Raw genomic sequence first — 24,931 nt, forward strand, 5'->3', positions numbered from 1 at the left:
TACATTCCCAGCCTCTAGGCTGGGAACAAGACGACACAAGCCTTAGGGCTTTTGTTAGTGCCATTCGGGTTAGAGGGGATAACTCAAGGTAATGTTAGCTTTCGGAAGTTTCCTGAGAGAACTTCTTATGGATAGTTCTGGTGGATTCCCCATCAGCAGCTACCGTGATCAGATAGTCCATTAGACCATCTGAAAAGGGGAGACGTAGGTGGAAAGTACCATCGGATTTAATTTTGATGGCATGACCGCCAATGTTTACGTTGGTATTTGGTTGAGTTGCTCCGTGAATAATTAACTCAGCATCAGCCACAAACCAAAAATCTCCGTGGGGACGACTGAATACCCGGACGTTAGCGGAACGCGCGATGAGTAACCAACGATCGCCATCAGCAATATAGCCAATTTCAACCATGTAATCGCGATCGCTCACCGGAATTGCCACAAAGCGATCGCGTGCTACTTCTTCAGATTCATACTGCTGGACAAGTTGAGGACTTTGATAACTCAAGTCAATGCCAGTCACATCATAGAGCCGCACTGCTAATTGGGAACCGCCCTGTTGGCGTAGTGCTTCAGACTGAGCTTTGGAGATGTGCCAAGAGACATAAGCCCATTTGGGAGTGCGGGGTGTGAGGACAATACTGCTCTCTTCTGGGGCTGTTTCTGCTTCTACATTTGCCAAGCCAACAGCGGTTTCGCTGACTAATGGTACATTTTCAACAGTGGAATCTGTTGTCGGCTCTGTAGGCACTGGACTAAAGACACGAACGATCGCAGAACGGGCAATGAATAACCAGCGATCGCCATCAGCGACATAGCCAATTTCTGCTATGTAATCGCGATCGCTGATGGGAATTTCCACAAAGCGATCGTGTGCTGTCTCTTCACATTCATACTGCTGGGCAAACTGCGGAGTTTGATAACTCAAATCAATGCCAGTTACATCATACAGTCGCACTACCAATTGAGAGCCGCCCTGTTGTCTCAGTGCTGCTTTTTTAGCTTCGGAAATCTCCCAAGAGACTTCAGCCCATTGGAAAGTGCGGGGTGTGAGGACAATACTGCTCTCTTGTTGGACATCTACCAAATCAACATCTGTTCGCTCCGCTTGCTCCGCAATTGCGACATCATCAACTACGGGATCTGGATTCACAGGGCCGAAGACACGAACAATTGCAGAACGGGCGATGAATAACCAGCGTTCGCCATCAGCGAGATAGCCAATTTCAGCTATGTAGTCGCGATCGTTCAGGGGAATGTCCACCAATCCTTCGCTTTCTGTTTCCTCAGATTCATACAGCTTTACCAGCTGCGGAGTTTGATAACTCAAGTCAATGCCAGTTACATCATACAGCCGCACGATCAATTGAGAGCCGCCTTGTTGCCGCAGTGCTGCTTTTTTGGCTTCGGGAATCTTCCAAGCGACATGAGCCGATCCATCTGTATCTGGTGTGAGGACAATACTGCTTTCTTCTTGAGTATCTACCAAACCATTAGCTGTTTCGCCTGCGATTGCCACATCATCAACTATCGGATCTGGATTCACAGGGCTGAAGATACGAACGATTGCAGAACGGGCGATGAATAACCAGTGTTCGCCATAAGCGATATAGCCAATTTCAGCAATGTAATCGCGATCGGTCTGGGGAATTTCTACAACGCGATCGTCTGCTGTCTCTGCACATTCATACTGCTTCACCAGCTGCGGAGTTTGATAACTCAAATCAATGCCAGTCACATCATACAGCCGCACTGCCAATTGAGTACCGCCTTGTTGCCACAGTTCTGCTTTCTTGGCTGGGGAAATCTCCCAAGAGACATGAGCCGATGTATAAGTATGCGGTGTGAGCACAATACTACTTTCTTCATCAGCATCAACTGCAATCGTCTCATTTGGAGCATCCGCTCCGAAAGTGCTAGCCCAAGCGCCAACGCCCGCGCCTGCTGCTAAAGCTGCGGCTGCGGCCAAATCTGTGGAGTTAGCTTCCCCAATAGTCGGCTCGGCAGGAAGTTCTGACTCTGGCAAACTTAAAGTAGGTTCGGCTGCGTCCGCTACCACATTCAATGCATCTTGACTCAATACATCTTCTGGAAATTCCGGTAAATCGAGCAGTGAAGATGTATCTGTCTCTGATGCTTCCACATCAACTGTCGTTTCGTCAGATTCCACTAAGGGCAATTCATCGACTGAGGCTGTATCTTCAGTTGAGGTGATACTTTCTAGCCAGTTCAATTCTGCCTGAAGTTCCTCTTCTGCCCGATCTTCACTAATTGCTGTGTCCCAGTAGCCAAAATCAGATGATGCTTGTGGCACATCTGGTAATTCTGGGAGTGGGGCTGTCACCTCTGATGAAGGCAGTTCCACATCAGACAACTCTTCTGGAATGTTACCTGGATAAGGATATGAAGTATTTACTACAGCCGCCGGAGCTTCTATATCCCATGCAATTTCATCAGACTCAGGAGTGTATGTCTCCGTATAATTACTGTGATTGACAGTCTCATCAATGGCGTCTGTTTCTGTTTCTTTGTTATTAAAGGTAGACCAAGTAGCCGTCCCGATACCTGTGGCTATAGCTGCACCACCTAAAGCTGCGGCTCCCAAATTGTTATTTTCTGAGCCATTCGCTACGCTCGATGTCGCGCCTTCATAGAGGTTAGAAGTACCATTACTTGTCTCTTGGACTAAATTTGCTGTCTCCTGAGTAACATTTTGGTTCAGATCGGATTGTGTTTGAGCGTAAATGTTGAAAGGAGTGCGATCGGGGGTTTCTTGCTCTTGAAAGTGCGGTACTGCCTGCTCCTCCAGCGTCGTTCCATTCAGGGAGGAAACTGTGCTGGCATTGAGCGCCGCCGTTTCTCCATTAGGTGGATGAGGATTTGATTCTGGTAAATTATCTGTTTCCTCGGTGGGCGATGGGCGTTTTTTTAGAATCCACACTAGTAGAGATGCAGCTACAGTTATAAAAAAGACAGGTAGCAGCAACCACAATGGTGTTTCTTTATTTACAATTGGAGCGCTTTGTGTAGGTGCAGCCACAAAGGGCTGTTCGCCAAATGCAGAACTAGTGGCACTAGGGGAAGGCGTAGGCGCTGGTGTTGTTTGGACACCTGGAGAAGCTGCAACAGCAGGTTGTAAGACGCTGGCTGCGATCGCCTCGGCTTCGGCAGCTCTACCTTTTTCTATAGCTTGCTGTCCTGCGGGTGCTAGGGTAAAGCCAAGAAAATCTACTGCGGTTAAACTCTGATCTTTTTTGTAAACGTAAACTAAAGGTTGCGAGAAGGGATATCTCGCATCAGATGGCAAGGCTTGATGTAATTGCAGAACTCGCACATCTTTCAACTTCGACACCTGATTAGCTAATACATAGCTGATGCCGTCTTTGCCCAGTTGTTTGATGATTTCTGCGGTATTATCGTCACTTACTTGGGTAGCATTAGCCCCTGTAGCAAATTCAGCAGTTTTGAAGGCTGGATAAGTACGAAAAGTATTGCGAGTTTCACTGGTGTTCGGGCGATCGATGAATCGAATCTTGGCTGAAGGCCCTCCCAGTTGTGACCAATTTGTAATTTGTCCCCGAAAAATCCGGGCAAATTGCTTACTAGTCAAGCTTCCTTTGAAAGGATTTTCTGCACCAACCACGATCGCAATCTTCTCACGCTGCAAACGAACTTGCTCTAGTCCTTGAGCTTTTTCTGCTGGCGTCAACCCGCGCCCCATTGCGACTATATCGATTTTGCCATCTAGCAAATCTTTCAGCGCTTTCTCAGTGCCGTTAGCAGCAACTTCAACCTTTTTACCGATAAACTGTTTTTCAAAACTTTCTTTCAGGCTTTGGTTGATTGCACTTAAGCTACTGGAACCGTCAATCCGCACTATCGGTTCATTCTGCACTGTTTGTGGCAGTGGCGAAGAGGTAGCTTCAGGTGTGGATTGTGCCAGCATCGGTGCTGATACCACCAGAGATGCTGCCATCGGGGTTGTAGCTAAGGCAACCCATAATAACAGCCTGACTATCGAAGTATCTTTTTTTTCTTGTTGCCACATAAGCCCCTTAATTAAAGTAAAAAATAGAAAGCCTGCCAGTCCTAAATCGCGATCTTTATAAAGATAATGGAGGAGACGGGCTAATTATACATCTGAGTTATCTTTAGTTCTAATTACTTCAAAGCACTTATGCTGATTTATACTTCGCTCTAGCTTGGATAGCATAATAATTTATACTCTAATTGTCAAAGTCTGTTTACTATAAATTCTTCTAAGTTATATTGCAACTTATAGCAAGTTGGTAGTTGATGACCGCGATTATGAATTATTGAATTACTAAAACTGGTAAAGTGTAGCAAATTCAATATTATTTAACAATATTATTTTCAGTAGTGCGGAGTCTGAGTGCGGAGTCTGAGTGCTGAGTTATGAGTTATGAGTGCTGAGTTATAAGTTATGAGTGTTGAGTGTTGAGTAAAAATCCTAGTTCCTAGAACATTTTCATGCAAGGCATTTGAAACTCGTTTCACAGAGACTGTCTTAAATGAATACTTATTGTTCAGCACTCATTTGAGATAACAATGACAATCTGGCTTATCTATTAGTGACTCAACCAAAGCATTTAGGGCAGTTGCAGCTAATGCGCCACCTCCCAAAGTCCCTTCAACTGTAATATAAGGTATCCCTTGTTGCATCAGTTGTCGCTTGGCTGCGGGAGCATGGCTAAAGCCAATGGGCATTCCAATTACTAATGCAGGCTGAATTTTTTGGTTAGCAATCGCTTTACAAGTTTCGAGAAGTACTGAGGGAGCATAACCAACTACCAGCACACAACCATTACTTACTTGCTGCAATTTTTCTCGCCATTCTCGATGTTGCCAAAAAGCAACTTCTGCTTCTGTAGCGGTGGTAATATGGGGGTTATCAATCAAGGTTTCGGTGCGGCATCCTAAGTGAAGCAATCGGGTTTGATCTAAAGTAGCAGCAACCGTTTGAGTATCGACAACAATTTGACAACTTGCAGATAAAGCTTTTCGACTAGCTGCGATCGCATCTCGACTCAATTTCACAAAGGACACCAAACTGACATCGCCACAAGTCAAAACCAACTGAGAAATTAAGTGCTGTTCAATTTCCGAACGATGAGACAAATCGGGTAGTAAGCGTTGTAGCGATTCGGTAAAAGCTTCCGAGTGGCTATGAATTTCGGCATCCAAACCACTCCAAAGATGTTCCAATCCTCCCAATCCCGCTTGAGTTTCAACATCAAGTAACTTCAGTTGCGCCAAAACTTCCGCTTGGATAATTTGACAATGGCGATCGCGTCCCAATAATCCTTCTAATGCTGATGCAGTTTGTCGCAGTTGGGAGATTTGTTGCATCACCGCGCGATATTGCTGCTGGAGTTGTCCCATCAGATTAACCGTTGTATCGGCTTCTGGTTCCACCTCCAAAATATTGCGGATATGGTTTAGCTGAAACCCTTGCTGTTTGAGTGCGACAATCCGTTGCAACCGGAGGACATCTTTTTGGGTGTAGAGACGGTAATTGCTGCGCGATCGCACTGGTTGCGGTAGCAGCCCCAATTGATGATAATGGCGCACCATCCGCGGAGTTAAACCTCCACCGACTGCATCAGTGAGTTCTTTAATAGTTAAGCAACCAGCATTCATAAATTTACTCTAATAACGGCAAAATTCTTTGTAATTCTCCACAAGCCGCCTGAAGAGACAGCGGCGCATTTTCATCTAAACCTTGGTAACACTGATTGACCAAGTTTTCTACATAAGGCTTGCAATCTCTACTCTACGCCAATTCATAAAGCCAACCCCGTGCAATCAGTTCTGAAATGGGTAATCCAGTATTTTCAGCAACTTCATTACTAATTTTTTTCACTCGTATAGGTGCATTACTTTGACGCTCAAACCAATAACCTAAATGCAATTTTAAACGTAACAGTTAAATCGTCGCATTTACCTTCTTTCCGCTTTTGAAAAACACTCAAAAAACACAGATAAAGATTTACTCTGCGTACCTTTGCGCTTCCCTCAGCGCCCCTTTGCGTTTCAAAATCATTATAAACCTTGACATTAACATTAATGTCAAGGTTTAGCCTGAGGGAGTCCCTGTTAATTCACCTCTCATGCTCTACCCCCAACGTTTTAGCCAATTCACCAGAGAACACACAGATACCGTAGCCGCCCTTTTGTGTGGATTCCTATTATTTCTCGGATGGTTCGCCTTGCATCTCGGTTGGCTAGGATTGGCATTCCTGTTGCTACCCGCTGCTTATATAATTGGCGGTTATGAAAGTGCGCGGGAAGGATTGACTACCCTTTTTAAAGAAAAAGAACTCGATGTAGATTTGCTGATGATTGTCGCCGCCATTGGTGCTGCTAGTCTTGGCTTATGGCGAAGAGAATATCATCTAATTATTGATGGGGCAATTTTGATTCTGATTTTTGCCATCAGTGGCGCATTAGAAGGCTATGCCATGCAGCGAACTGAGCGCAGTATCAGGAGTTTGATGAGTTTGACACCAGATACAGCAAGGGTTTTGCTTCAGGGAAGAGAAGAGGAAATTCCGATCGGTCAGTTAAAAGTGGGTGATGAAATTGTTGTCAAACCTGGAGAGCTAATTCCGACTGATGGGATAATTTTATCTGGTTACAGCACCCTCAATCAAGCTGCAATTACAGGCGAGTCTTTACCTGTAGAGAAAACAGTGGGCGCAGAAGTATTTGCTGGTACGCTCAACGGCTATGGTGCATTGCAGATTAAAGTACACAAACCAGCCCAAAGCAGCTTGATTCAGCGGGTGATTCGTTTGGTAGAACAAGCGCAAACACAAGCACCACCTTCCCAAGAGTTTATCGATCGCTTTGAGAAAGGATATGCCAAAGTCATTGTAGTAGCTGGGATATTACTGGCAACTTTACCCCCATTTCTTTGGGGTTGGGATTGGGAAACAACAATTTATCGCGCTCTTACTTTCCTTGTAGTGGCTTCTCCCTGTGCGTTGATGGCTGCAATTATGCCTACGCTGCTTTCGGGAATCGCCAATGGTGCAAGACAAGGGATTTTGTTTAAAAATGGGGCGCAGTTGGAGAAAATTGGCAAAGTCCGAGCGATCGCATTTGATAAAACTGGTACTCTCACAACAGGGCAGTTGCAGATATTTCAAGTAATTTCAGTTAGTAAATACACTCAAGCAGATGTATTAAAAACTGCCGCTAGTGTAGAATCCTCTTCCGAACATCCCATCGGTAAGGCAATTGTACAGGCGGCTGGCGATTTAGATTGGGTTGCTGCAATCCAAGTACAAGCTATACCGGGACAGGGAATTGTCGGAATTGCTCAAGAACAACAAGTGATTGTGGGTAATGCCGTTTTTGTACAGAGATATGTGACAAATTTACCTGAAGAATTGCGAGAAATCGTTCAATCTTGGGAGCAAGAAGGTAAAACTGTGGTTTGGGTAGCACAGGAAGGAAGGGGAGCAGGGGCGCAGGGGAGCAGAGGGGCAGAGGTGATGGGTGTAATTGCGATCGCAGATCGGGTAAGAGTCGAAGCAGCCGCAACCATTACCCGATTAAAGAAACTGGGAGTTGAACAAATTGTCATGTTAACCGGGGATAATGAAGAAACTGCTCGCAGTGTCGCCAAAGCAGTCGGAATCGATCGGGTGTATGCCCAACTTTTACCAGAGGATAAGCTGAATGTTATCCGCCGTTTACAGCAACAATATCAAACTGTGGCAATGGTAGGCGATGGCATTAATGATGCACCAGCTTTAGCGCAAGCATCTGTAGGTATAGCGATGGGAGTATCTGGTAGCGATGTGGCATTAGAAACCGCAGATATCGTACTAATGGCAGACAGGTTAGAAAAAATTGCTGTAGCGATGCATTTGGGTAGGCGATCGCAAGCCATAGTAAAACAAAACATAGTTGTAGCGTTGAGTTTTATTATGTTGCTTTTAGTCGGCAACTTTCTAGGAAATATTAACCTACCCATCGGCGTCATTGGCCATGAAGGTTCCACAGTATTAGTTACCCTCAGTGGACTAAGATTATTGAAATAAGATAGCCCGCAAGATAAGCAACAAAACCCAGTAGAGACGCGATTTATCGCGTCTTAAAAAACCATAGATACCTGAAATCACTGAAATTGATGAATTAGAAACTCTCATCGGGTCAAAAAAACCAAAATTTGAGTATGGAGTGTTACCAATACTCAATTCGTATTAAACATAAATTATTATTTTGACCTCCTAACTCCTAACTTGTAACCCCTAACTCCTAACTCCTAACTCTTGCTCATGCAAACCGATCCAAAACCAGGAACACTTTACGTTGTCGGTACACCAATTGGCAACCTGGAAGATATCACCTTTCGGGCGGTACGAATTTTGCAAACTGTGGATATCATTGCTGCGGAAGACACGCGTCATACGGGGAAACTGCTACAGCATTTTCAAGTTAAAACACCCCAAATGAGTTACCACGAACACAATCGTACCAGCCGTATTCCAGAATTATTAGAGCATTTAGTTAATAACAAAGCGATCGCTCTGGTGAGTGATGCGGGGATGCCAGGTATTTCCGATCCTGGATATGAACTGGTGAAAGCCTGTATTGAAGCGGGAATTCCTGTAGTTCCCATTCCTGGCGCTAGTGCAGCAATTACCGCTTTGAGTGCAGCCGGACTACCAACAGATCGGTTTGTCTTTGAAGGCTTTCTACCGGCGAAAACCCAACACAGACAAGAACATTTAGAATCTCTGCAAACAGAATCTCGCACCTTGATTTTCTATGAATCGCCGCACCGTTTGCGAGATACTTTGCAAGACTTAGCTCTTGTTTGGGGAAGCGATCGCCAAATTGTGCTAGGACGGGAGTTAACTAAATTGTATGAGGAATTTTGGCGAGGGACCATTGCCGAAGCGATCGCTTACTACACTCAACGAGAACCCCAAGGTGAATATACATTAGTAGTAGCGGGAATTCCAGCCAGTCAGCCCCAACTGACAGAAGCAGAACTGAAAGCCGAATTGAAACAGTTAATTAGTCAAGGGATATCGCGATCGCAAGCTAGCCGTCAGTTAGCAAAATTTACTTCCCTTCCCCGTCGCCAACTATATCAACTAGCTCTTTCTATAGTCTCCAGTCCTGAACCTTGAACGGCTGATATCGCTTTTTTGAAAATCAAAAATCTAGATGTGAAATGTCTATATTTCTTTGTTTTTTTTTCCTTTTCTGTCTTTCTCTACGAAATACTACAGACATCTTGAAAAGTAACTTTTGCTTTTTGGTTGGGGTGCATGTTAAAGGTAAGGGAAAATTCCATACCGTTACCCTTTAACCCACTTCTGTAAGAAGTCCTACGCTTACCCATACAGGGAAGCAAGCTACACCTCGTGTCTCATCTAGAATGCGGTTAGCTTCCCGATCTACATCTTGTATGATGTTAAATAGGACTGCTATACAAATAGTTGAATGTACAGAATGTGACGAATTTGTATATTCATCCTCAAAGGTGACTTGGCAAATATTCAAATGATATCTAAAGATTTCTGATATTAGTTCTTTAGATAGATCGAAATTTTTAGAAGCAAACTTTAATATGAAATAGTCAAATGCAAATAAAGCAGATTTTTAGTGAAGGAGAAATTCAATGACTAACATTATTGCTTGGTTGGTTTTGGGTTTAATCGCAGGTGCGTTAGCTAAGTTATTTTATCCTGGAACCCAAGGTGGCGGTATTATCTCTACCATTATATTAGGAATCCTTGGGGCCGTATTCGGTGGTTATTTGGGTCAAGTATTACTAGGAAGTAGTTCGGCAGCAGCTGCATCTGTAGGAGCTTTATCTCTGGGAAGTATTTTATTTGCTGTTATTGGTGCAATGATACTAATTTTCCTTTGGGGTTTACTGACTCGTCGCGCTGTGTAATTACCTCAAATACCTCAAATTGAGGTAACAATCTTGGGAATCACTTCTAACTGCAATAAACCGAGAAAATGACATTAGAGAAAGAGCGAAGAACTATAGGAGTTTTCGCTGGGTATTCCGATGCACAATTGGTACTTCAGGAACTAAAAGCTTCTAATTTTCCAATGGACAAAGTTTCTGTTATTGCACGGAATACAGAAGAAAGTGATATTGCTGGTGTTGAAATCATCGAAAACACTGGCAATACATCCTTAAAAGATGCTGCTGGAGCCGTTGCTAGTGATTCTTTAGGAAATATTGCTGGTTTATCAGTCGATATAGTCCTCTTGGTAATTCCTGGTATAGGCCCAGTCATCTTAGCCGGAGCGGAAGTAACAGCGATCGCTACCACTTTAGCAGGTGGTTTATCTAGTTTGTTCTTAAGTTTAGGAATTTCTGAAAGGCAAGCACAGGGTTATAGCGATCTTGTCTGTAAAGGTTACTATTTGGTAATAGTAACCGGTATAGACATAGAACTTCGTCTTGCCAAGAGGATTTTTAATCGCCGCGATGTTCAACAATGGGGAGTCTTTGAGCCATACTCGACCCCAAATAATCGCTACAAATATGCACTCGGTATTTTTTACCGACATCAAGACGCACAAGCAGCGGTTACTGAATTGAAAACCGCCGACTTCCCCATGAGTCAAATTTCAATAGTTGTTAAAAATACAAGCAATCTGGGTGATATTTCTGGGGTGAATATCAGCAGTTCCCAAGATAAATATACTACTTTAGGAATTTCTGACGAGCTAACTAAATATTATGAGCATCATCTGACTCTTGGTCATTACTTATTAGTACTAAAAGGCACTGATATCTATGTAGCAGGTGCAAGAGCCATTTTAGAGAGTAACAAGGTTCAACATTTTAGTATTTATAGTCAATCCGAGCTTGATGCAGCTAGAAGCGATCGCCAAGTGATTAACAACTTCTAGTTAAATGTCAAGTTAATATCAACATATTTTTCAACACGCCATGATTGTGCATATTCCTAACAATACTTTTGTACTATAAATTATCTACTTCTATGGGTATAGGTTGTCTTTTAAAATCTTGACTTTCCTGGGGAATGAATGCTGCTGGCGATCGCTAAGGTTATGGTTGGGTAGATTGATGTACAATGGCATAGATGTTATATCTAACCGCAAAATGCACTATATCTAATGTCTAGATAAATTATGTTTTAATTAATTTAATTTTCCTGATTGGGCTGTTTAATTTTACTATCCAGCCTCTTTGTTAATTTAAAAATTATTTAACCATTATTATATAAACTTTAAAATACCATTTTTTAGCTAATGTGAAATTTAGAATCTGAGCAAAAAATTTTACTTATCCCCGGCAATATTCAATCAAAAGCATAATCAAGTAGTTGCTTCTTTTAAAAGAAGTTATGCTACTGAATGATTTCTTGTCAAAATCTTAAATAAAAATATAGTATTTAGATATATAATTATTTAAGTACCGTTACATTTGTCAAAAATTAGGATACAAATGATAATAGTTGGCGTGCAAAAAATTAGGTATATCCTAGAGAAACTAAATATCCCCCATTGATTTTGCATAGCCAAAACATAATTAAATAGTCTCAAAAACAGAAATAATTTGAATACCTGCGTGGAGTAATGTTAAACCGTTTGAAGATTGGACCCAAGATTGGAGTAAGTTTTGCCTTGAGTTTGGCAACTCTGACCACCATTGGTTTAATCTCCTACCAAAGCACCAATGAGCTAATTGAAACTTCGCGCAAAGAAAGCCATACTTACGAGGTGTTAAGTCAGCTTGAAGACCTCAACTTGCAACTGACAAATGCTGAGACTGGGCAACGCGGTTACATTATTACTGGAGAACAGCGCTATTTAGAACCTTATGACGCTGCCATTCAAGTACTGAATCAAAAAGTTAGGGAACTTCAAAGGTTAACAGCAGATAATCCCAACCAACAAAATCGGCTTGATATTTTGCAGCCACTACTAACCCAAAGAATGGCTGTAATGAAAGATGTCATAGAGCTACGGCAAAGCCAAGGCTTAGAAGCTTCTCAAAAAGCTGTTCTGACAGACCAGGGTAAGCAACTGATGGATAATATCCAGAAAGTTATCCAGGCGATGAAAAATGAAGAGAATGCACTGCTCAAACAGCGTTCTGAGAAGGCACAAGCAGCCGGTCGGCAAACGCTCGCCAGCATTGTCTATAGTATTCCCTTCTTTTCTTTGCTCTTAGCTTTGATTGGCTTCACCTTGACCAGACATATTTCAGTACCCCTGAAGCAAGTTTCTGATTTGGCAGAAAAAATGGCAGATGGGGATTTATCGGTAAGTTTACCAGATAGCGATCGCCAAGATGAAATTGGCGTGTTGACGCGCACCTTTAACCAGATGATCGTTAATCTGCGAAACACCACTCAAAAAAATGAGGAGCAAAACTGGCTCAAATCTAACTTAGCTGAATTTACTCAGATGCTCCAAGGGCAGCGAAATCCCGAAAGCGTGTCTAGTCTGATATTGTCGAATTTAGCACCGCTAGTTGGGGCATCACAGGGCGTTTTTTATGTGATGGACTCCATAAACGACCAGCCTATACTGAAGTTGCTGAGTGGTTATGCTTATAAAGAGCGAAAAAACCTAGCAAATCAGTTTCGTTTGGGTGAGGGATTAGTGGGACAATGCGCCCTAGAAAAACAAAGAATCCTGCTCACAGAAGTTCCCAGTGATTATATCCGCATCACTTCCGGCTTGGGAGAAGCACCACCACTAAATATTATTGTCTTGCCCATACTATTTGAAGGGCAGGTAAATGCTGTAATTGAACTTGCCTCTTTTGGGCCTTTTAACCAGTTGCACCTAACATTTTTAGAGCAATTGAGTGAAAATCTAGGTGTATTTTTAAATAACATCGCCTCACAATTGCAAACACAGCAACTACTTGAAGAGTCTGTTGCTTTAACAGAAGAACTGCAAACCCAGCAAGAAGAACTACAGCAAAGCAATCAACGCCTAGAACAACAGGCGCATGAGTTAGAAGAATCACAATTTCTTGTCAAGCAATCTAACGAAGAATTGCAACAACTAAATGAGGAGCTAGAAGAAAAAGCAGAATTGTTAGAAGTTCAAAATCGGGAAGTGGCCCGCAAGAACCAGGAAGTTGAGCGAGCGAGGAAGTCTTTGGAAGAAAAAGCTGCACAACTGGCCTTATCTTCCAAATATAAGTCAGAATTTCTGGCGAATATGTCCCACGAATTGCGGACACCATTAAATAGCTTATTAATTTTAGCAAGGCTACTGGCAGATAACTCGCTTAACAATTTGACCGACAAACAAATAGAGTACAGCCGGACTATTTACTCGGCTGGAACTGACTTGCTGGAATTAATCAATGACATCCTCGATTTGGCCAAAATTGAGTCGGGTACTATGTCGCTCGATATTGAGCAAATTGCTCTTGCAGATTTGGAAACATCTTTAGAGCAGACTTTCCGGCAAGTTGCCCACAATAAAGAACTCAGTTTTACTATTGAACGGGATGAGAAGTTACCCCCGACAATTTATAACGACTCCAAACGTCTGCAACAAGTGCTGAAAAATCTCTTAGCTAACGCCTTTAAATTTACAGAACAGGGAAGCGTAAAGTTACAAATATTCCAAGTAGATAATTCCACGATCGCTTTTGCCGTCAGCGACACGGGCATAGGCATTCCACCCGAAAAGCAGAAGATTATTTTCGAGGCATTTCAGCAAGCAGATGGCACAACTAGCCGCAAGTACGGCGGAACTGGCTTGGGCTTGTCCATTAGCCGTGAATTAGCTCAACTGTTGGGAGGGAGAATTGAACTACTCAGCCAGCCAGGACAGGGAAGCACCTTCACCCTTTACTTGCCCAAACAACAGAAAAAGAATAGTCAAAATATCACCACACCACCCCTTGAGCCAACCACCCCGATGCTCACAGCATCGACCATAAAAGAACTGCCAATGGTGGAAAACAGACCCACTGTAGACATCTCTCCATCAGTGAAAGTACTTCCCAGCTTACCCCACGATATTCCAGATGACCGAGAAATAATTCAACCAGGCGATCGCATTTTGCTAATTATCGAAGATGACGATAAATTCGCCCGCATCTTACTAGATATGGCACGTCAGCAGGGTTTTAAAACTATTGTTGCTTTGCAAAGCAAACAAGGTCTAGCACTAGCAGAACAGTTTAAACCCAATGCAATTATGCTAGATATCCACATGCCAGAGATGGATGGTTGGACGGTGCTGGATCGTCTGAAACATAAACCAGATACCAGACATATACCAGTACACATACTTTCTGTTGATGAAAGACAACAACGGGGATTACAGCTAGGAGCAATTACTTATCTGCAAAAACCCGTGTCTCCAGAAGCGCTAACTCAGGTATTGACTGAGATTAAAGGCTTTATTGAGCGTCAGGTAAAAAATCTCTTAATTGTAGAAGATGACCCCGTACAAGCCCAAAGTATTATCGAACTGATTGGTAACGGCGATGTCCAGAGTACAGCAGTAGGTACAGGAGCAGAAGCTCTCGCGATTTTGCGATCGCATCACTTTGATTGTATGGTACTCGATCTTGGTCTGCCCGATATGAGCGGGTTTGCCTTAATTGAGCAGATAAAACTTGAACCCAAGCTTTTGAAACTGCCGATAATTGTTTACACAGGTAAAGAACTCAGCCGACAAGAAGAAACCCAGCTGCGGGGACTAGCAGAAACAATTATTATTAAAAATGTGCGATCGCCAGAGCGGTTGTTAGACGAAACTGCCCTGTTTTTGCATCGGGTGCAAGCAAATTTGCCCACACCAAAGCGGCAAATACTAGAGCAACTACATCAAACTGACCCGGTGCTGGCTAATCGGAAAATTTTGATTGTAGATGATGATCTCAGAAATATTTTTGCCCTGACCAGCTTTTTAGAAAGCTATCAAATGCAAGTGCTATTTGCCGAAAATGGCAGAGATGGCATAGAAAGACTGCAAGCTAATCCTGAGATTAATATAGTATTGATGGATATCATGATGCCGGAAATGGATGGTTACGAAACCACCCGTGCCATCCGCCAACAACAACAGTTTCGCTCACTACCAATCATTGCTTTAACTGCCAAAGCCATGCCAGGTGACAAAGAAAAATGCATCGAAGCTGGAGCCTCTGACTATATCACCAAACCTGTAGATACCGAGCAACTGCTTTCACTGCTGAGGGTTTGGCTGTATCGGTAAGCAAGTAGAGAGTAGGGAGTCTCTCGTTCCCATGCAGAGCCAATCCCCGTTACAGCTCTTGTGCAGCGATTAGGGGTTTAGCCCACAAGGGACGTTATACCATTTTGGATTTTAGATACTTCGACTTCGCTCAGTACAAGTTTTGGATTTTAGACTTCGGCTGCGCTGAGTCGAACGATTTTGGATTGGGAATTGCCTTGATGTGTCTGATTTGGTGTGAATCCATCTATTAGTGTTGGCATAATAATTAAAAGCAAAAACCCACACTGCACCCAATCAAGGAGTCAATGTGGGTAATTTATCCCTGTAACAGGAATGCAGTTAGCGGAACATACTACTAACTGAAGTATCCTCATGAATTCGCCAGATAGTTTCTCCCAACAGATTAGCTACTGACAGCACCACTAGTTGTGGAAAACGATTGTTTTCTGGTATGGGAATGGTATTGGTAACAATAACTTCCTCAAACAAGCCACTAGACAACCGCTCCATCGCTGGTGGAGAGAATACTGCATGAGTTGCACAGGCATATACCTGACGCGCTCCTTCTTCACGCAGTAATCGCGCTCCTTCTGCGATCGTTCCCCCAGTGTCGATCATGTCATCCACTAACACTGCCGTTTTGCCTTTAACATCACCGATAACATTTAACACTTCTGCGACATTATGTGCCTGACGACGTTTGTCAATAATCGCCAGTGGAGCATCATCCAGTTTTTTTGCAAATGCCCTAGCTCGTGCTACACCACCAACATCGGGAGAAACAACCACCAGATCGGGGAGTTGTTTGCTGGCTAGATAATCTAGCAATACTGGTGAACCGTAAACATGGTCAAAGGGGATGTCAAAATAGCCTTGAATCTGAGCCGAGTGTAAATCCATTGCGAGAACGCGGTTGGCACCTGCTTCCACGATCAAGTTAGCAACCAGTTTGGCGGTTATTGACTCTCGTCCTGCCGTTTTGCGATCGGCACGAGCATAACCATAGTAGGGAATTACTGCCGTTACCTGTCGCGCAGAAGCTCGACGACAAGCATCAACCATAATCAATAATTCCATCAAATTATCGTTTACAGGTTGACAACATGGCTGGATTAAATAGACATCACAACCCCGAATGGATTCTTGGATTTGAACGTAAAGTTCTCCATCCGCAAATCTTTTGCGAATCATTGGTCCCAAGTCCATGCCCAGATAACGAGCGACTTCTTGAGACAGTTGTAAATTGGCAGAGCCAGAAAACAGCCGCAGGCGATGATTATCGTTCAGTCCTGTTGCAGATGGTTGCACTTTGAAAGTTGCAGAACTGAGCACAGCAGATCCTCTATGTGCATTCATAGTAATATTATCATTAGGGATTTAATAGATTTAACCAAGAAATAGCCTAAAAAAACATCTGTAAGTTTTGTTGAAGCTTCCATACAAAATTTAAACATTTTTGCATAAAATTATTATTCGCTACTTATCTAGTCTTCTTGGCAAACAAGCTATTCATAGCTTAACTGACATCAAGTCCATGCACTAGCTCTATAGTTCAATTTTTTAGTTGAGGTAAATAAGCCTAATTGCTTAAACATTATTGGTGTGCTAAGTTTTTATAATTACCTCATTGATAGCTGACAGTAAAGCATTGACAACTTTAGTGATATTAAAAAGTTTGTTCTCACACAGTATAGCACTTGTCACTAAGTAGTCAAAGAGTAGCTTATTACTCTATAATCTACGCATTGACAAAAGTGACAATTATTGTAAAGCCTAGAAAAAGCTGGCAGTGGACAAAATTTATCCACGCACTAGCAAGTTTTTAGATAAAGATTAAATAAAGATATTTTTTTGATACTTAATATTACTTAATGATAGTAATATTACTTAAATAGGTTATTGTAAATATTTTTACTTAAAAGTTGGTAGTTGAATATAGAAAAATTGTTCAATATCGATATTAGACCTCTTGCCAAAGTAACTTTTGCACTCTTGCGGTCAAAGGGGAAAGGTCAAAGGGGAAAGGTTTTTTTATTCCTTTTCCCTTTCCCCCTTACCCTTTTCCCTACAAATGCCAAGAAGTCTATTGAATTTGTCTGCGAACATTCTGTCAAGTAGAAACTACCAATCACATCTGAACTAGTGAGTGACCGTATTATTGCTGAGGAAAAATTCTACTTGAGGGTATACCTGATTTTTGAGTGGTTGCGATCGCTCTACTTAGGTGCAGCGAGAACTGCCTCTGCCCTGCGATTCATAGGGAACAGGGAATAGGGAATAGGGAAGAAGGAATAAATGTGTACTGAGTTGTTTTCACGCAATCAAATACGAGTCTTATAGCTCAAATAATAATTGACAAAATCAAGATTTGTAGTGCTAAAGAAATCATTATTGAGTGAGATAACACTATTCTTTATAAAGACGCTTGCTACCTATTTTATTGTGCAGAAGCTTGGCTGACACTAGCACAGTTAGCCGATTGCAATTTTTTCTTTTTCTACAGGATTGATTGAAAAAGAGATGAGTGATTTGTATAACTTCGATTCTCAAGTTAATTTTGAATATTTCAAAATTTATCGTTTTCCCAGGCAGAGAAATTGAATTGAGGAGTTATACAGTAGGAAACAACCTTCCTCTGGTAGAGTCTACTTGTTGAGTATAGTAGAATATTGCCGCAGGTAACTGTCCGTCGCCTCTTGGACTTAATCTTTGTGGGTGACTTCCTCCTCAGTTGCTACTACACTCAATCAACCGATCATGCAACCACCGATTACAGTTGGCACTGTCTTGCAAAACCGTTACCGCATAATTCAAATTCTCGGACAAGGAGGATTTGGTAGAACCTATCTGGCAGAAGACCAGAGGCGCTTTAACGAACTTTGCGCGATCAAAGAATTGAATTCAACAGCAAGGTCGGCTTTGGATTGGGAGAGGGCACAAGAGCTTTTTCACCGAGAAGCTGCCATTTTATATCAAATCGAACACCCACAAGTGCCGAAATTTCGGGAAAGATTTGAGCAAGACCAACGCTTATTTTTGGTGGAGGACTACGTTGCAGGTCAGACGTACCGCACTCTGCTGGCTGAACGTCAAGCTGTGGGTAAAACTTTCACAGAGGCTGAAGTATTGCAGCTGATAGAGTTGTTGTTACCCGTTTTAGAGCATATTCACAGTCGAGGAATTATTCACCGGGATATCTCGCCAGAAAACATTATTTTGCGAGATAGTGATGCGAAACCCGTGTTAATTGACTTTGGGGTGGTGAAAGAACTGGCAACGCGTTTACAATCGCCAAATAATCCCCTGCCAAAAACCACCGTAGGAAAATTAGGCTACTCTCCCAGCGAACAAATGCAAACAGGAGGAGCCTATCCTAGTAGTGATTTATATGCATTAGCGGTAAGCGCGATTGTTTTGCTGACTGGTAAAGAACCAAAGGATCTATTCGATCAAAACCAACTAACTTGGAATTGGCAGCGGTGGGTAAAAGTGAACCCGCGATTTGCTATGGTGTTGAATCGAATGTTGAATCATATACCGAGCGATCGCTATCAAAGTGCTACTAGTGTATCTCAAGCACTACAACCTTTACACGAAGTCAGTCCTCCGAATGTAAATGTATCTAACTTGCAGACAATGGCAGTTAGTCGCCGTCCTGACTTAGTAGCACCAGTAACTTCGCCCAAGAAACCCGCTCCTGTAATTCCACCAAGTCCCACAAACTCAATTTTGGATAATCCATTAGCGATCGCCGCAATTGCCATTGTTGTCACGATCGTAGCAGGATTTGGTTCTTGGGCACTAGTCAGTTCCATCCGCAGTCAGTCAAAAACATCAGACGAGACGCTTCCACAAAATTTCCCTTCACCAGTAATTTCTGGTGGTACTACATTCACACCGACACCGACACTGACACTAACACCGACACCGATACCGACACCCACACCTACTAACGAGCCACCTGTTGTATCTACTAAGCGCCTCAACCTTACAGCATCTAACCCAATCAAGGTTGAAGGTACTCTCAAAGCAAATCAAATCATCCAGTACAGCTTTTTTGGGCGAGAAGGTACTAAATTAAACACGTTTATTGACCCAGAAAGCAACATTCTGCTAACAGTCTTAAGCCCCAATGGACAACCAGTTGATAGTACTGCCCAACAAGTCACATTTTATCAAGGCACATTATTGGTTACTGGTAGATATACTATTGAGTTAACTCTGCTTTCAGGAGTTGCCGAAAGCAATTACAATCTCAATGTTGCATTAGAAAAACCAGTCAAACCAACACCGACAGAGACACTCTTGCCAATTCCCACAGAAACACCTTTGCCAATTCCCACAGAAACACCTTTGCCACTTCCCACAGAGACACCTTTGCCACTTCCCACAGAAACACCCTTGCCAATTCCGACCATTACTGAAGCGCCGACTTTGCCGCCGACTGATGGAACACAACCATTTTCTGGCCAAAGAAATTAATGTTAAACACACTACTGATTACTGGAACTGATACGGAAGCTGGTAAAACTGTTTTAACAACAGCGTTAGCAGCTTATTGGCAAAAATATTACCCGCAGCGTCGCTGGGGAATTATGAAACCAATTCAATCGGGGATTGGCGATCGCGAGTGGTATCAAAAGCTATTCGTGCTAGAACAATCTGCTGAAGAAATTACACCTTTATACTTTCAAGCACCTCTGGCTCCGCCTATAGCAGCAGCACGGGAAAATCGCCAAGTAGATTTAGCACTTGTGTGGCAAGCTTTGTCTAAGTTGCGATCGCAGCGTGATTTTGTACTTATAGAAGCCTTGGGAGGGTTAGGTTCGCCAATAACTGAAGAATTAACGGTAGCTGATTTAGCGGGGGAATGGCATTTACCAACGGTATTGGTAGTACCAGTGAGATTGGGTGCGATCGCTCAAGCAGTGGCGAATGTAGCATTAGCTAGACAATCGCGCGTCAATCTCAAAGGCATTGTTTTGAACTGCGTACAACCTCGAACGGATGCAGAAATAGCCGATTGGACACCATCTCAATTGATTCAATCACTTACTAACACGCCAGTTTTAGGCTGCTTACCCTATCTAGATAACCTGACTGATTTAGATAAACTTGCTCAAATAGCATCAGATTTAGATTGGGAAACACTAATACCAATTCAAAATTCAAAATTCAAAATTCAAAATTAAGAAAGCCAGACAGAACAGGAGAAATCAATTCAAAATTCAAAATTCAAAATTCAAAATAAAAGAACTTCTGCCCCCTGCCTCCTGCCCCCTGCCCCCTGCCCCCTGCCTCCTGCCCCCTGCCTCCTGCCCCCTGCCCCCTGCCCCCTGCCTCCTGCCTCCTAAATAGCTTTCATTGACAGACTGACAATGAATGTCGCCCCCTGTCCAATTCCTGAACTTTGGGCTAACACTGTACCACCGTGTAATTCTACCAAGTGACGGACGATCGCTAACCCTAATCCTAGTCCGCCATGCGATCGCGTGCTGGAACTGTCAGCTTGACGAAAGCGTTCAAATACATGGGGTAGGAATTCGGCAGCAATTCCCGCTCCCGTATCACTCACCCGAATTTGCACGTAAGATTCAATGCACTCTAATTGCACATCAACCCTGCCGCCCTTGGGTGTAAACTTGACGGCGTTGGAGAGCAAATTCCACACAACCTGTTGCAAGCGGTTGGCATCGCCCACAACTATCTCTACTTTCGGGTCGAATTTACATTTGATGCTAATCTCTTTAGCCTGGGCTGCTGGATACACAGTATCAATTGCCGCCTCTACAAGCGATACAAGTTCAACCCGCTCCATCCTTAAATGGAGTGTGCCTCTAATAATTCGTGATACATCGAGAACATCTTCAATTAGTTGTGCCAGGGATCTAGTATTACGTTCAATTGTCTCTAGTGCCCGGTCAGTAGTAGCTCGATCGAAGTTGCGAGTTCTAAGTAGCTGCGTCCAGCCGAGTATAGCATTGAGAGGTGTACGGAGTTCGTGGGAGAGTGTGGCGAGAAACTCATCCTTCATTCGGTTTGCAGTTTCGGCATCGGCGCGTGCTGCTTGTTCGCGTTTGAGCAGTTCTTCGCGTTCTTGCTCTGCTTGCTTGCGATCGCTAATATCAATCATGAATCCATGCAGTAGCTGCGGCCCATTTTCATCCCGCACTACATTTACAATGTCATATAGCCAGACAACTCTGCCATCAGCAGCCAACATTCTGTATTCAAATTCGTAATTATTTAGTGATAGAGAAGATTCTTGGCAATACTCAATAGCCCACTTCCGATCTTCTGGATGCATATTTTTTTCCCAGAAATTATCGGTGTACCAGTCTGACAATGGATAGCCTAGAATCTCAACAGTTTGTGGCCCTACGTAAGTAAAATTCCCAGTATTGGCATTTACCTCCCAAGGAATCACGCGGACTTTTTCGGTAAGTGTTTTTAACCGTTTCTCGCTTTGTTTGAGAGCTGCTTCTGCTAACTTGTGAAGTGTAATATCTGTGACAAGGGCAACAAATCCTGCAACTTTCCCCTCTTGACTGAATTGGGGAATGTAAGTGACATTCACGTAACGGTTTGTGCCATCTTTATTGGGTAATTGGGTTTCGTAAGTTACTTGCTCTCCTGAAAGTACTGCTTCTACATAAGGAAGAATAGACTGATAAACCGACTCTCCCAAAATTTCTCTAATATGTTTACCAGAAATTTCGGAAGCAGGAAGCTCATACCAGTCTTCATATTCTTTATTATTAAAGCGATAACGCTGCTCGCTATCAACATAAGAAATCTTGACGGGCACAGCATTAGTAATTAGGCGCAGTTCATCTTCTCGTTGACGGAGTGCTGCTTCCGCTCGTTTGCGTTCTGTAATATCGCGTTGAGTTCCCCACGCTCTGACTAAAAATCCATTTTCGACAATTCCCACTAGATTATTCAAAAAATATTTGGAATTACCTTGCTTATCTATTTCATGGGACTCGGCATCAATTAGTCGGTAGTTAGAACGGATAAAGTTACGCAGGTATGCAATATTATGTGGATCGGAGGCAACAAGAAAGTCTCCTAATCTGACACCGATGATTTCTTCGGCACGAGAACAGCCATACATCTGTGCCATAACATTGTTGCATTCTGCCAGGTAAACATATTGGTAAAAATGTTGAATTTGTTCATCTTCTGGACAATCTATTGAAATTGGTACTTCCAGTTCGATACACCAAATACCTTCTGAACTCTGCTCCAAAAAAGTGCGGTAGCGTTCTTCGCTTTTGGAAAGGGCAAGTTCTGCTTGTTTGCGTTTGCTTATATCAATCACAAAAGAAATAATATCATTTTGGCTATTTTCTAACAAAGCAGAATCTAACAGAATAGGAACGCGGCTCTTATCTTTGCGGATATATTCGTTCTCAAAAGGCTGACACACGCCTTTAGTTGTGAGTTCTGCGATTGCACTGTTGTTAGTTTCAATATATTCTGGTGGGATCATATCGTGCCATCTGACTCGTCCTGCTAGCAAATCCTCCTGAGAATAACCTACCATTCGTAAAAAAGCATCATTAGCTTCTGCGTAGGTGTAGCCCGCACTTCGACAAAGCTCAGTGACCGCCGTAGGCATCGCCCCGTCCATATTGGCTACAATTACCCCAATAATGTTGGACTCTACCAACCTTTTAAATCTGGCTTCGCTCACCTGTAGTTTCTGCAAACTCGTTTGAAGATGTTGTTTGGCAGTGCGTAATTCTAGGTTCAGCAAGTTAATAATTGTTGTTACCAGCACAAACAAGCCTAAGGGCAGTATGTTGTCTAGACTTGCAACCAAGAGCGAAAACACTGGTTCTAAGAAAAAGTAGCTGACGGCTAAAGTAGACAAAGCAGTAGCCAGTAACCCTGCTTCCATACCGCCATACCTGGCACTAACCGCTACGGCAGCAAAAAATAGCAGAAAAATACTTGGTTTGAGTAGTGGCTGTAGCAATAGTGTTAATAGCAATACGCTACCAACAGCCAATAGTGCCACAACATAAGGCGCTAGAAGAGAACGTGTTCCTCTCAATGTGGCTTCTCCTTTTATGCAGCTAGCTAAAGGATTATTCCCAAAATCAGCTAGAAAATGTGACGCCGATAGCGAGTCTTCTTCCAAGGGCGATAGCAGCATTAGCGAGTTATCGAGCGTCACAGATCGTCTTAGACCTCGCTCAACACCTAAATTATGCATCGGAAAAATACCCACCTAATCAGTTAGTTGCTGCAAATCTATCTAAAGTAGTAAAACTGAGTTTTAACAAATGTTCAATGGTAAAATATTCTGAATTATTAATTCTGACTTCTATTTATTAAGTTTTTAAATTAATTCCCTTTAGTATATAAGTCATCATTTCACCTTTACCTTTCACTTTAATTAAACCTCGTTTATCCAATAAATATTTATCCTTTAAAAGTTGATAAGTTACTTCACAAACCTGGATACTACCTGCAATACCATGTGATTCCATTCTACTAGCTATATTGACTGTATCTCCCCAGAGGTCGTAGGCAAACTTTTTCAGCCCAATCACCCCTGCAACTACTGGCCCTGTACTAATGCCAATACGAATGCTAAAGGATTGGTTATTTTCTTCGTTAAAAGTAGCTACAGCATTTTGCATATCCAAAGCCATGTCAGCTATTGCTGGAGCATGATTGTTAGATTGATTTGGCAACCCCGCAACAGCCATATACGCATCGCCAATGGTCTTAATTTTCTCTACCCCATGACGTTCTGCTAATTGGTCAAATAGACAGAATATTGTATTTAATAACTCGACTAATTCCGCCGGGGAGGTATGAGATGAAAGCTCTGTAAAGCCAACAATATCAGCAAATAGCACCGTAACTTCCAGAAAGTTATCGGCAATAGTTGCTGGCTGTTGTTTTAATTGTTCTGCAATCATCTCTGGCAAAATATTTAGTAGCAGCCGTTCAGATTTATGCTGCGCTAGTTCCATTGCCTTACTAGCGTAAAATTCTTTTTTTCGTAATCGTTCGTATAAATAAACAGAGAAAACACAAATTATGCAAGTCCAAAATAAATATAATCCTTGCTCAATATAAAAAGCTAAGGGATTTTTCAAGATAGGATTATATACAATATATAAAGTTAAATAGCAAAGTATTGTGCCGATTTGAGATATTAAATGCATCCACCATTGGACTGGAATGATTGTAGCTTGAGTGATAAACATCAAAGTCCAAATATGGCTTCTCGGTTCTAAATTATTGAACAGCAAAGCTATATCAATTTGGACAACACAAGTTACAGACCAGCACAAACTTAAAAAAATTAAATCAGGATAACGGCGACCGATAGAAGTTTTGCATAAACCCCAACAAATAAGAGTGAATAATTCTACTACAAGACCAATTTTAAAGGCGTATATCTTGCCTTCTAATTGTGAATTTACCCAAAGAAAAAAAGCAATTAAAGTCAAGCCAGCTATTAATATAATCTGCGCCTGCAATTGCAACCGTTTCAGCAAAAAGCTCTGTCGCTGTTCTTTGTAGGATTCGGACAGGTTATTGTTGGTTTGCCGATAGGACATTCCATGACTAATGAGCGCATCTAGTTGGGTTTTGTCGGAGTTAGTTGGATGAATCATGCACTTTTTGCGTTATTAGTAATCAAAGGAGTGGGGGGATAAGGGAGATAAGAGAGAATAACTTTTAACTCCTA

General features: G+C 42.5%; 12 protein-coding genes. 7 read left to right on the forward strand and 5 right to left on the reverse strand.

Annotated features, from left to right (window positions below):
• Nucleotides 1-94: 94 nt before the first annotated feature.
• Entirely contained in the window at nucleotides 95-4,048 is a 3,954-nt protein-coding gene (locus tag NSTC731_RS06755) for a DUF4912 domain-containing protein (RefSeq protein WP_445630134.1), read from the reverse strand.
• 506 nt (nucleotides 4,049-4,554) lie between these two features.
• The gene (locus NSTC731_RS06760) at nucleotides 4,555-5,661 is read right to left on the reverse strand and encodes a precorrin-8X methylmutase (RefSeq protein WP_445630135.1); all 1,107 of its coding nucleotides are present in this window, start codon (nucleotides 5,659-5,661) and stop codon (nucleotides 4,555-4,557) included.
• A 470-nt stretch (nucleotides 5,662-6,131) separates the two neighbouring features.
• Here NSTC731_RS06760 and NSTC731_RS06765 point away from each other — a divergent pair, with 470 nt between their 5' ends.
• The 5 genes from NSTC731_RS06765 to NSTC731_RS06785 all read left to right on the forward strand — a co-directional run bounded on the left by NSTC731_RS06765 (nucleotide 6,132) and on the right by NSTC731_RS06785 (nucleotide 15,231).
• Entirely contained in the window at nucleotides 6,132-8,072 is a 1,941-nt protein-coding gene (locus NSTC731_RS06765; protein WP_445630136.1) for a heavy metal translocating P-type ATPase, read from the forward strand.
• Nucleotides 8,073-8,309: 237 nt separating this feature from the next.
• A complete protein-coding gene (gene rsmI, locus NSTC731_RS06770; RefSeq protein ID WP_445630137.1) occupies nucleotides 8,310-9,170 on the forward strand; it encodes a 16S rRNA (cytidine(1402)-2'-O)-methyltransferase in 861 nt (286 codons plus the stop codon).
• Nucleotides 9,171-9,664: 494 nt separating this feature from the next.
• Nucleotides 9,665-9,943: a GlsB/YeaQ/YmgE family stress response membrane protein gene (locus NSTC731_RS06775; protein WP_289796500.1), complete on the forward strand. Its 279-nt coding sequence runs from the start codon at nucleotides 9,665-9,667 to the stop codon at nucleotides 9,941-9,943.
• 68 nt (nucleotides 9,944-10,011) lie between these two features.
• Entirely contained in the window at nucleotides 10,012-10,920 is a 909-nt protein-coding gene (locus NSTC731_RS06780; protein ID WP_445630138.1) for a hypothetical protein, read from the forward strand.
• 690 nt (nucleotides 10,921-11,610) lie between these two features.
• Nucleotides 11,611-15,231: a response regulator gene (locus tag NSTC731_RS06785; RefSeq protein ID WP_445630139.1), complete on the forward strand. Its 3,621-nt coding sequence runs from the start codon at nucleotides 11,611-11,613 to the stop codon at nucleotides 15,229-15,231.
• A 321-nt stretch (nucleotides 15,232-15,552) separates the two neighbouring features.
• Here the strand turns inward: NSTC731_RS06785 and NSTC731_RS06790 are convergent, their stop codons facing one another.
• Entirely contained in the window at nucleotides 15,553-16,569 is a 1,017-nt protein-coding gene (locus NSTC731_RS06790; protein ID WP_445630140.1) for a ribose-phosphate pyrophosphokinase, read from the reverse strand.
• 1,401 nt (nucleotides 16,570-17,970) lie between these two features.
• Between NSTC731_RS06790 and NSTC731_RS06795 the strand changes: the two genes are divergently transcribed.
• Both NSTC731_RS06795 and bioD read left to right on the forward strand, forming a co-directional pair.
• Nucleotides 17,971-19,695: a protein kinase domain-containing protein gene (locus tag NSTC731_RS06795; RefSeq protein ID WP_445632037.1), complete on the forward strand. Its 1,725-nt coding sequence runs from the start codon at nucleotides 17,971-17,973 to the stop codon at nucleotides 19,693-19,695.
• Entirely contained in the window at nucleotides 19,695-20,405 is a 711-nt protein-coding gene (bioD, locus tag NSTC731_RS06800; protein ID WP_445630141.1) for a dethiobiotin synthase, read from the forward strand. Before NSTC731_RS06795 ends, bioD begins: the two co-directional genes overlap by 1 nt.
• 158 nt (nucleotides 20,406-20,563) lie before the next feature.
• Here bioD and NSTC731_RS06805 read toward each other — a convergent pair whose 3' ends face one another.
• A complete protein-coding gene (locus NSTC731_RS06805) occupies nucleotides 20,564-23,275 on the reverse strand; it encodes a PAS domain-containing sensor histidine kinase (protein WP_445632038.1) in 2,712 nt (903 codons plus the stop codon).
• 280 nt (nucleotides 23,276-23,555) lie between these two features.
• Complete coding sequence (locus NSTC731_RS06810; protein ID WP_445630142.1) at nucleotides 23,556-24,857, reverse strand: adenylate/guanylate cyclase domain-containing protein; 1,302 nt, start codon at nucleotides 24,855-24,857, stop codon at nucleotides 23,556-23,558.
• Nucleotides 24,858-24,931: the final 74 nt, after the last annotated feature.

Source organism: Nostoc sp. DSM 114167 (assembly GCF_052692655.1).

Coding starts and splice junctions, on each gene's coding strand:
- NSTC731_RS06755 (WP_445630134.1), bottom strand. CDS start 4,048: ATGTGGCAACAAGAAAAAAAAGATACTTCGATAGTCAGGCTGTTATTA.
- NSTC731_RS06760 (WP_445630135.1), bottom strand. CDS start 5,661: ATGAATGCTGGTTGCTTAACTATTAAAGAACTCACTGATGCAGTCGGT.
- NSTC731_RS06765 (WP_445630136.1), top strand. CDS start 6,132: ATGCTCTACCCCCAACGTTTTAGCCAATTCACCAGAGAACACACAGAT.
- rsmI (WP_445630137.1), top strand. CDS start 8,310: ATGCAAACCGATCCAAAACCAGGAACACTTTACGTTGTCGGTACACCA.
- NSTC731_RS06775 (WP_289796500.1), top strand. CDS start 9,665: ATGACTAACATTATTGCTTGGTTGGTTTTGGGTTTAATCGCAGGTGCG.
- NSTC731_RS06780 (WP_445630138.1), top strand. CDS start 10,012: ATGACATTAGAGAAAGAGCGAAGAACTATAGGAGTTTTCGCTGGGTAT.
- NSTC731_RS06785 (WP_445630139.1), top strand. CDS start 11,611: ATGTTAAACCGTTTGAAGATTGGACCCAAGATTGGAGTAAGTTTTGCC.
- NSTC731_RS06790 (WP_445630140.1), bottom strand. CDS start 16,569: ATGAATGCACATAGAGGATCTGCTGTGCTCAGTTCTGCAACTTTCAAA.
- NSTC731_RS06795 (WP_445632037.1), top strand. CDS start 17,971: ATGCAACCACCGATTACAGTTGGCACTGTCTTGCAAAACCGTTACCGC.
- bioD (WP_445630141.1), top strand. CDS start 19,695: ATGTTAAACACACTACTGATTACTGGAACTGATACGGAAGCTGGTAAA.
- NSTC731_RS06810 (WP_445630142.1), bottom strand. CDS start 24,857: ATGATTCATCCAACTAACTCCGACAAAACCCAACTAGATGCGCTCATT.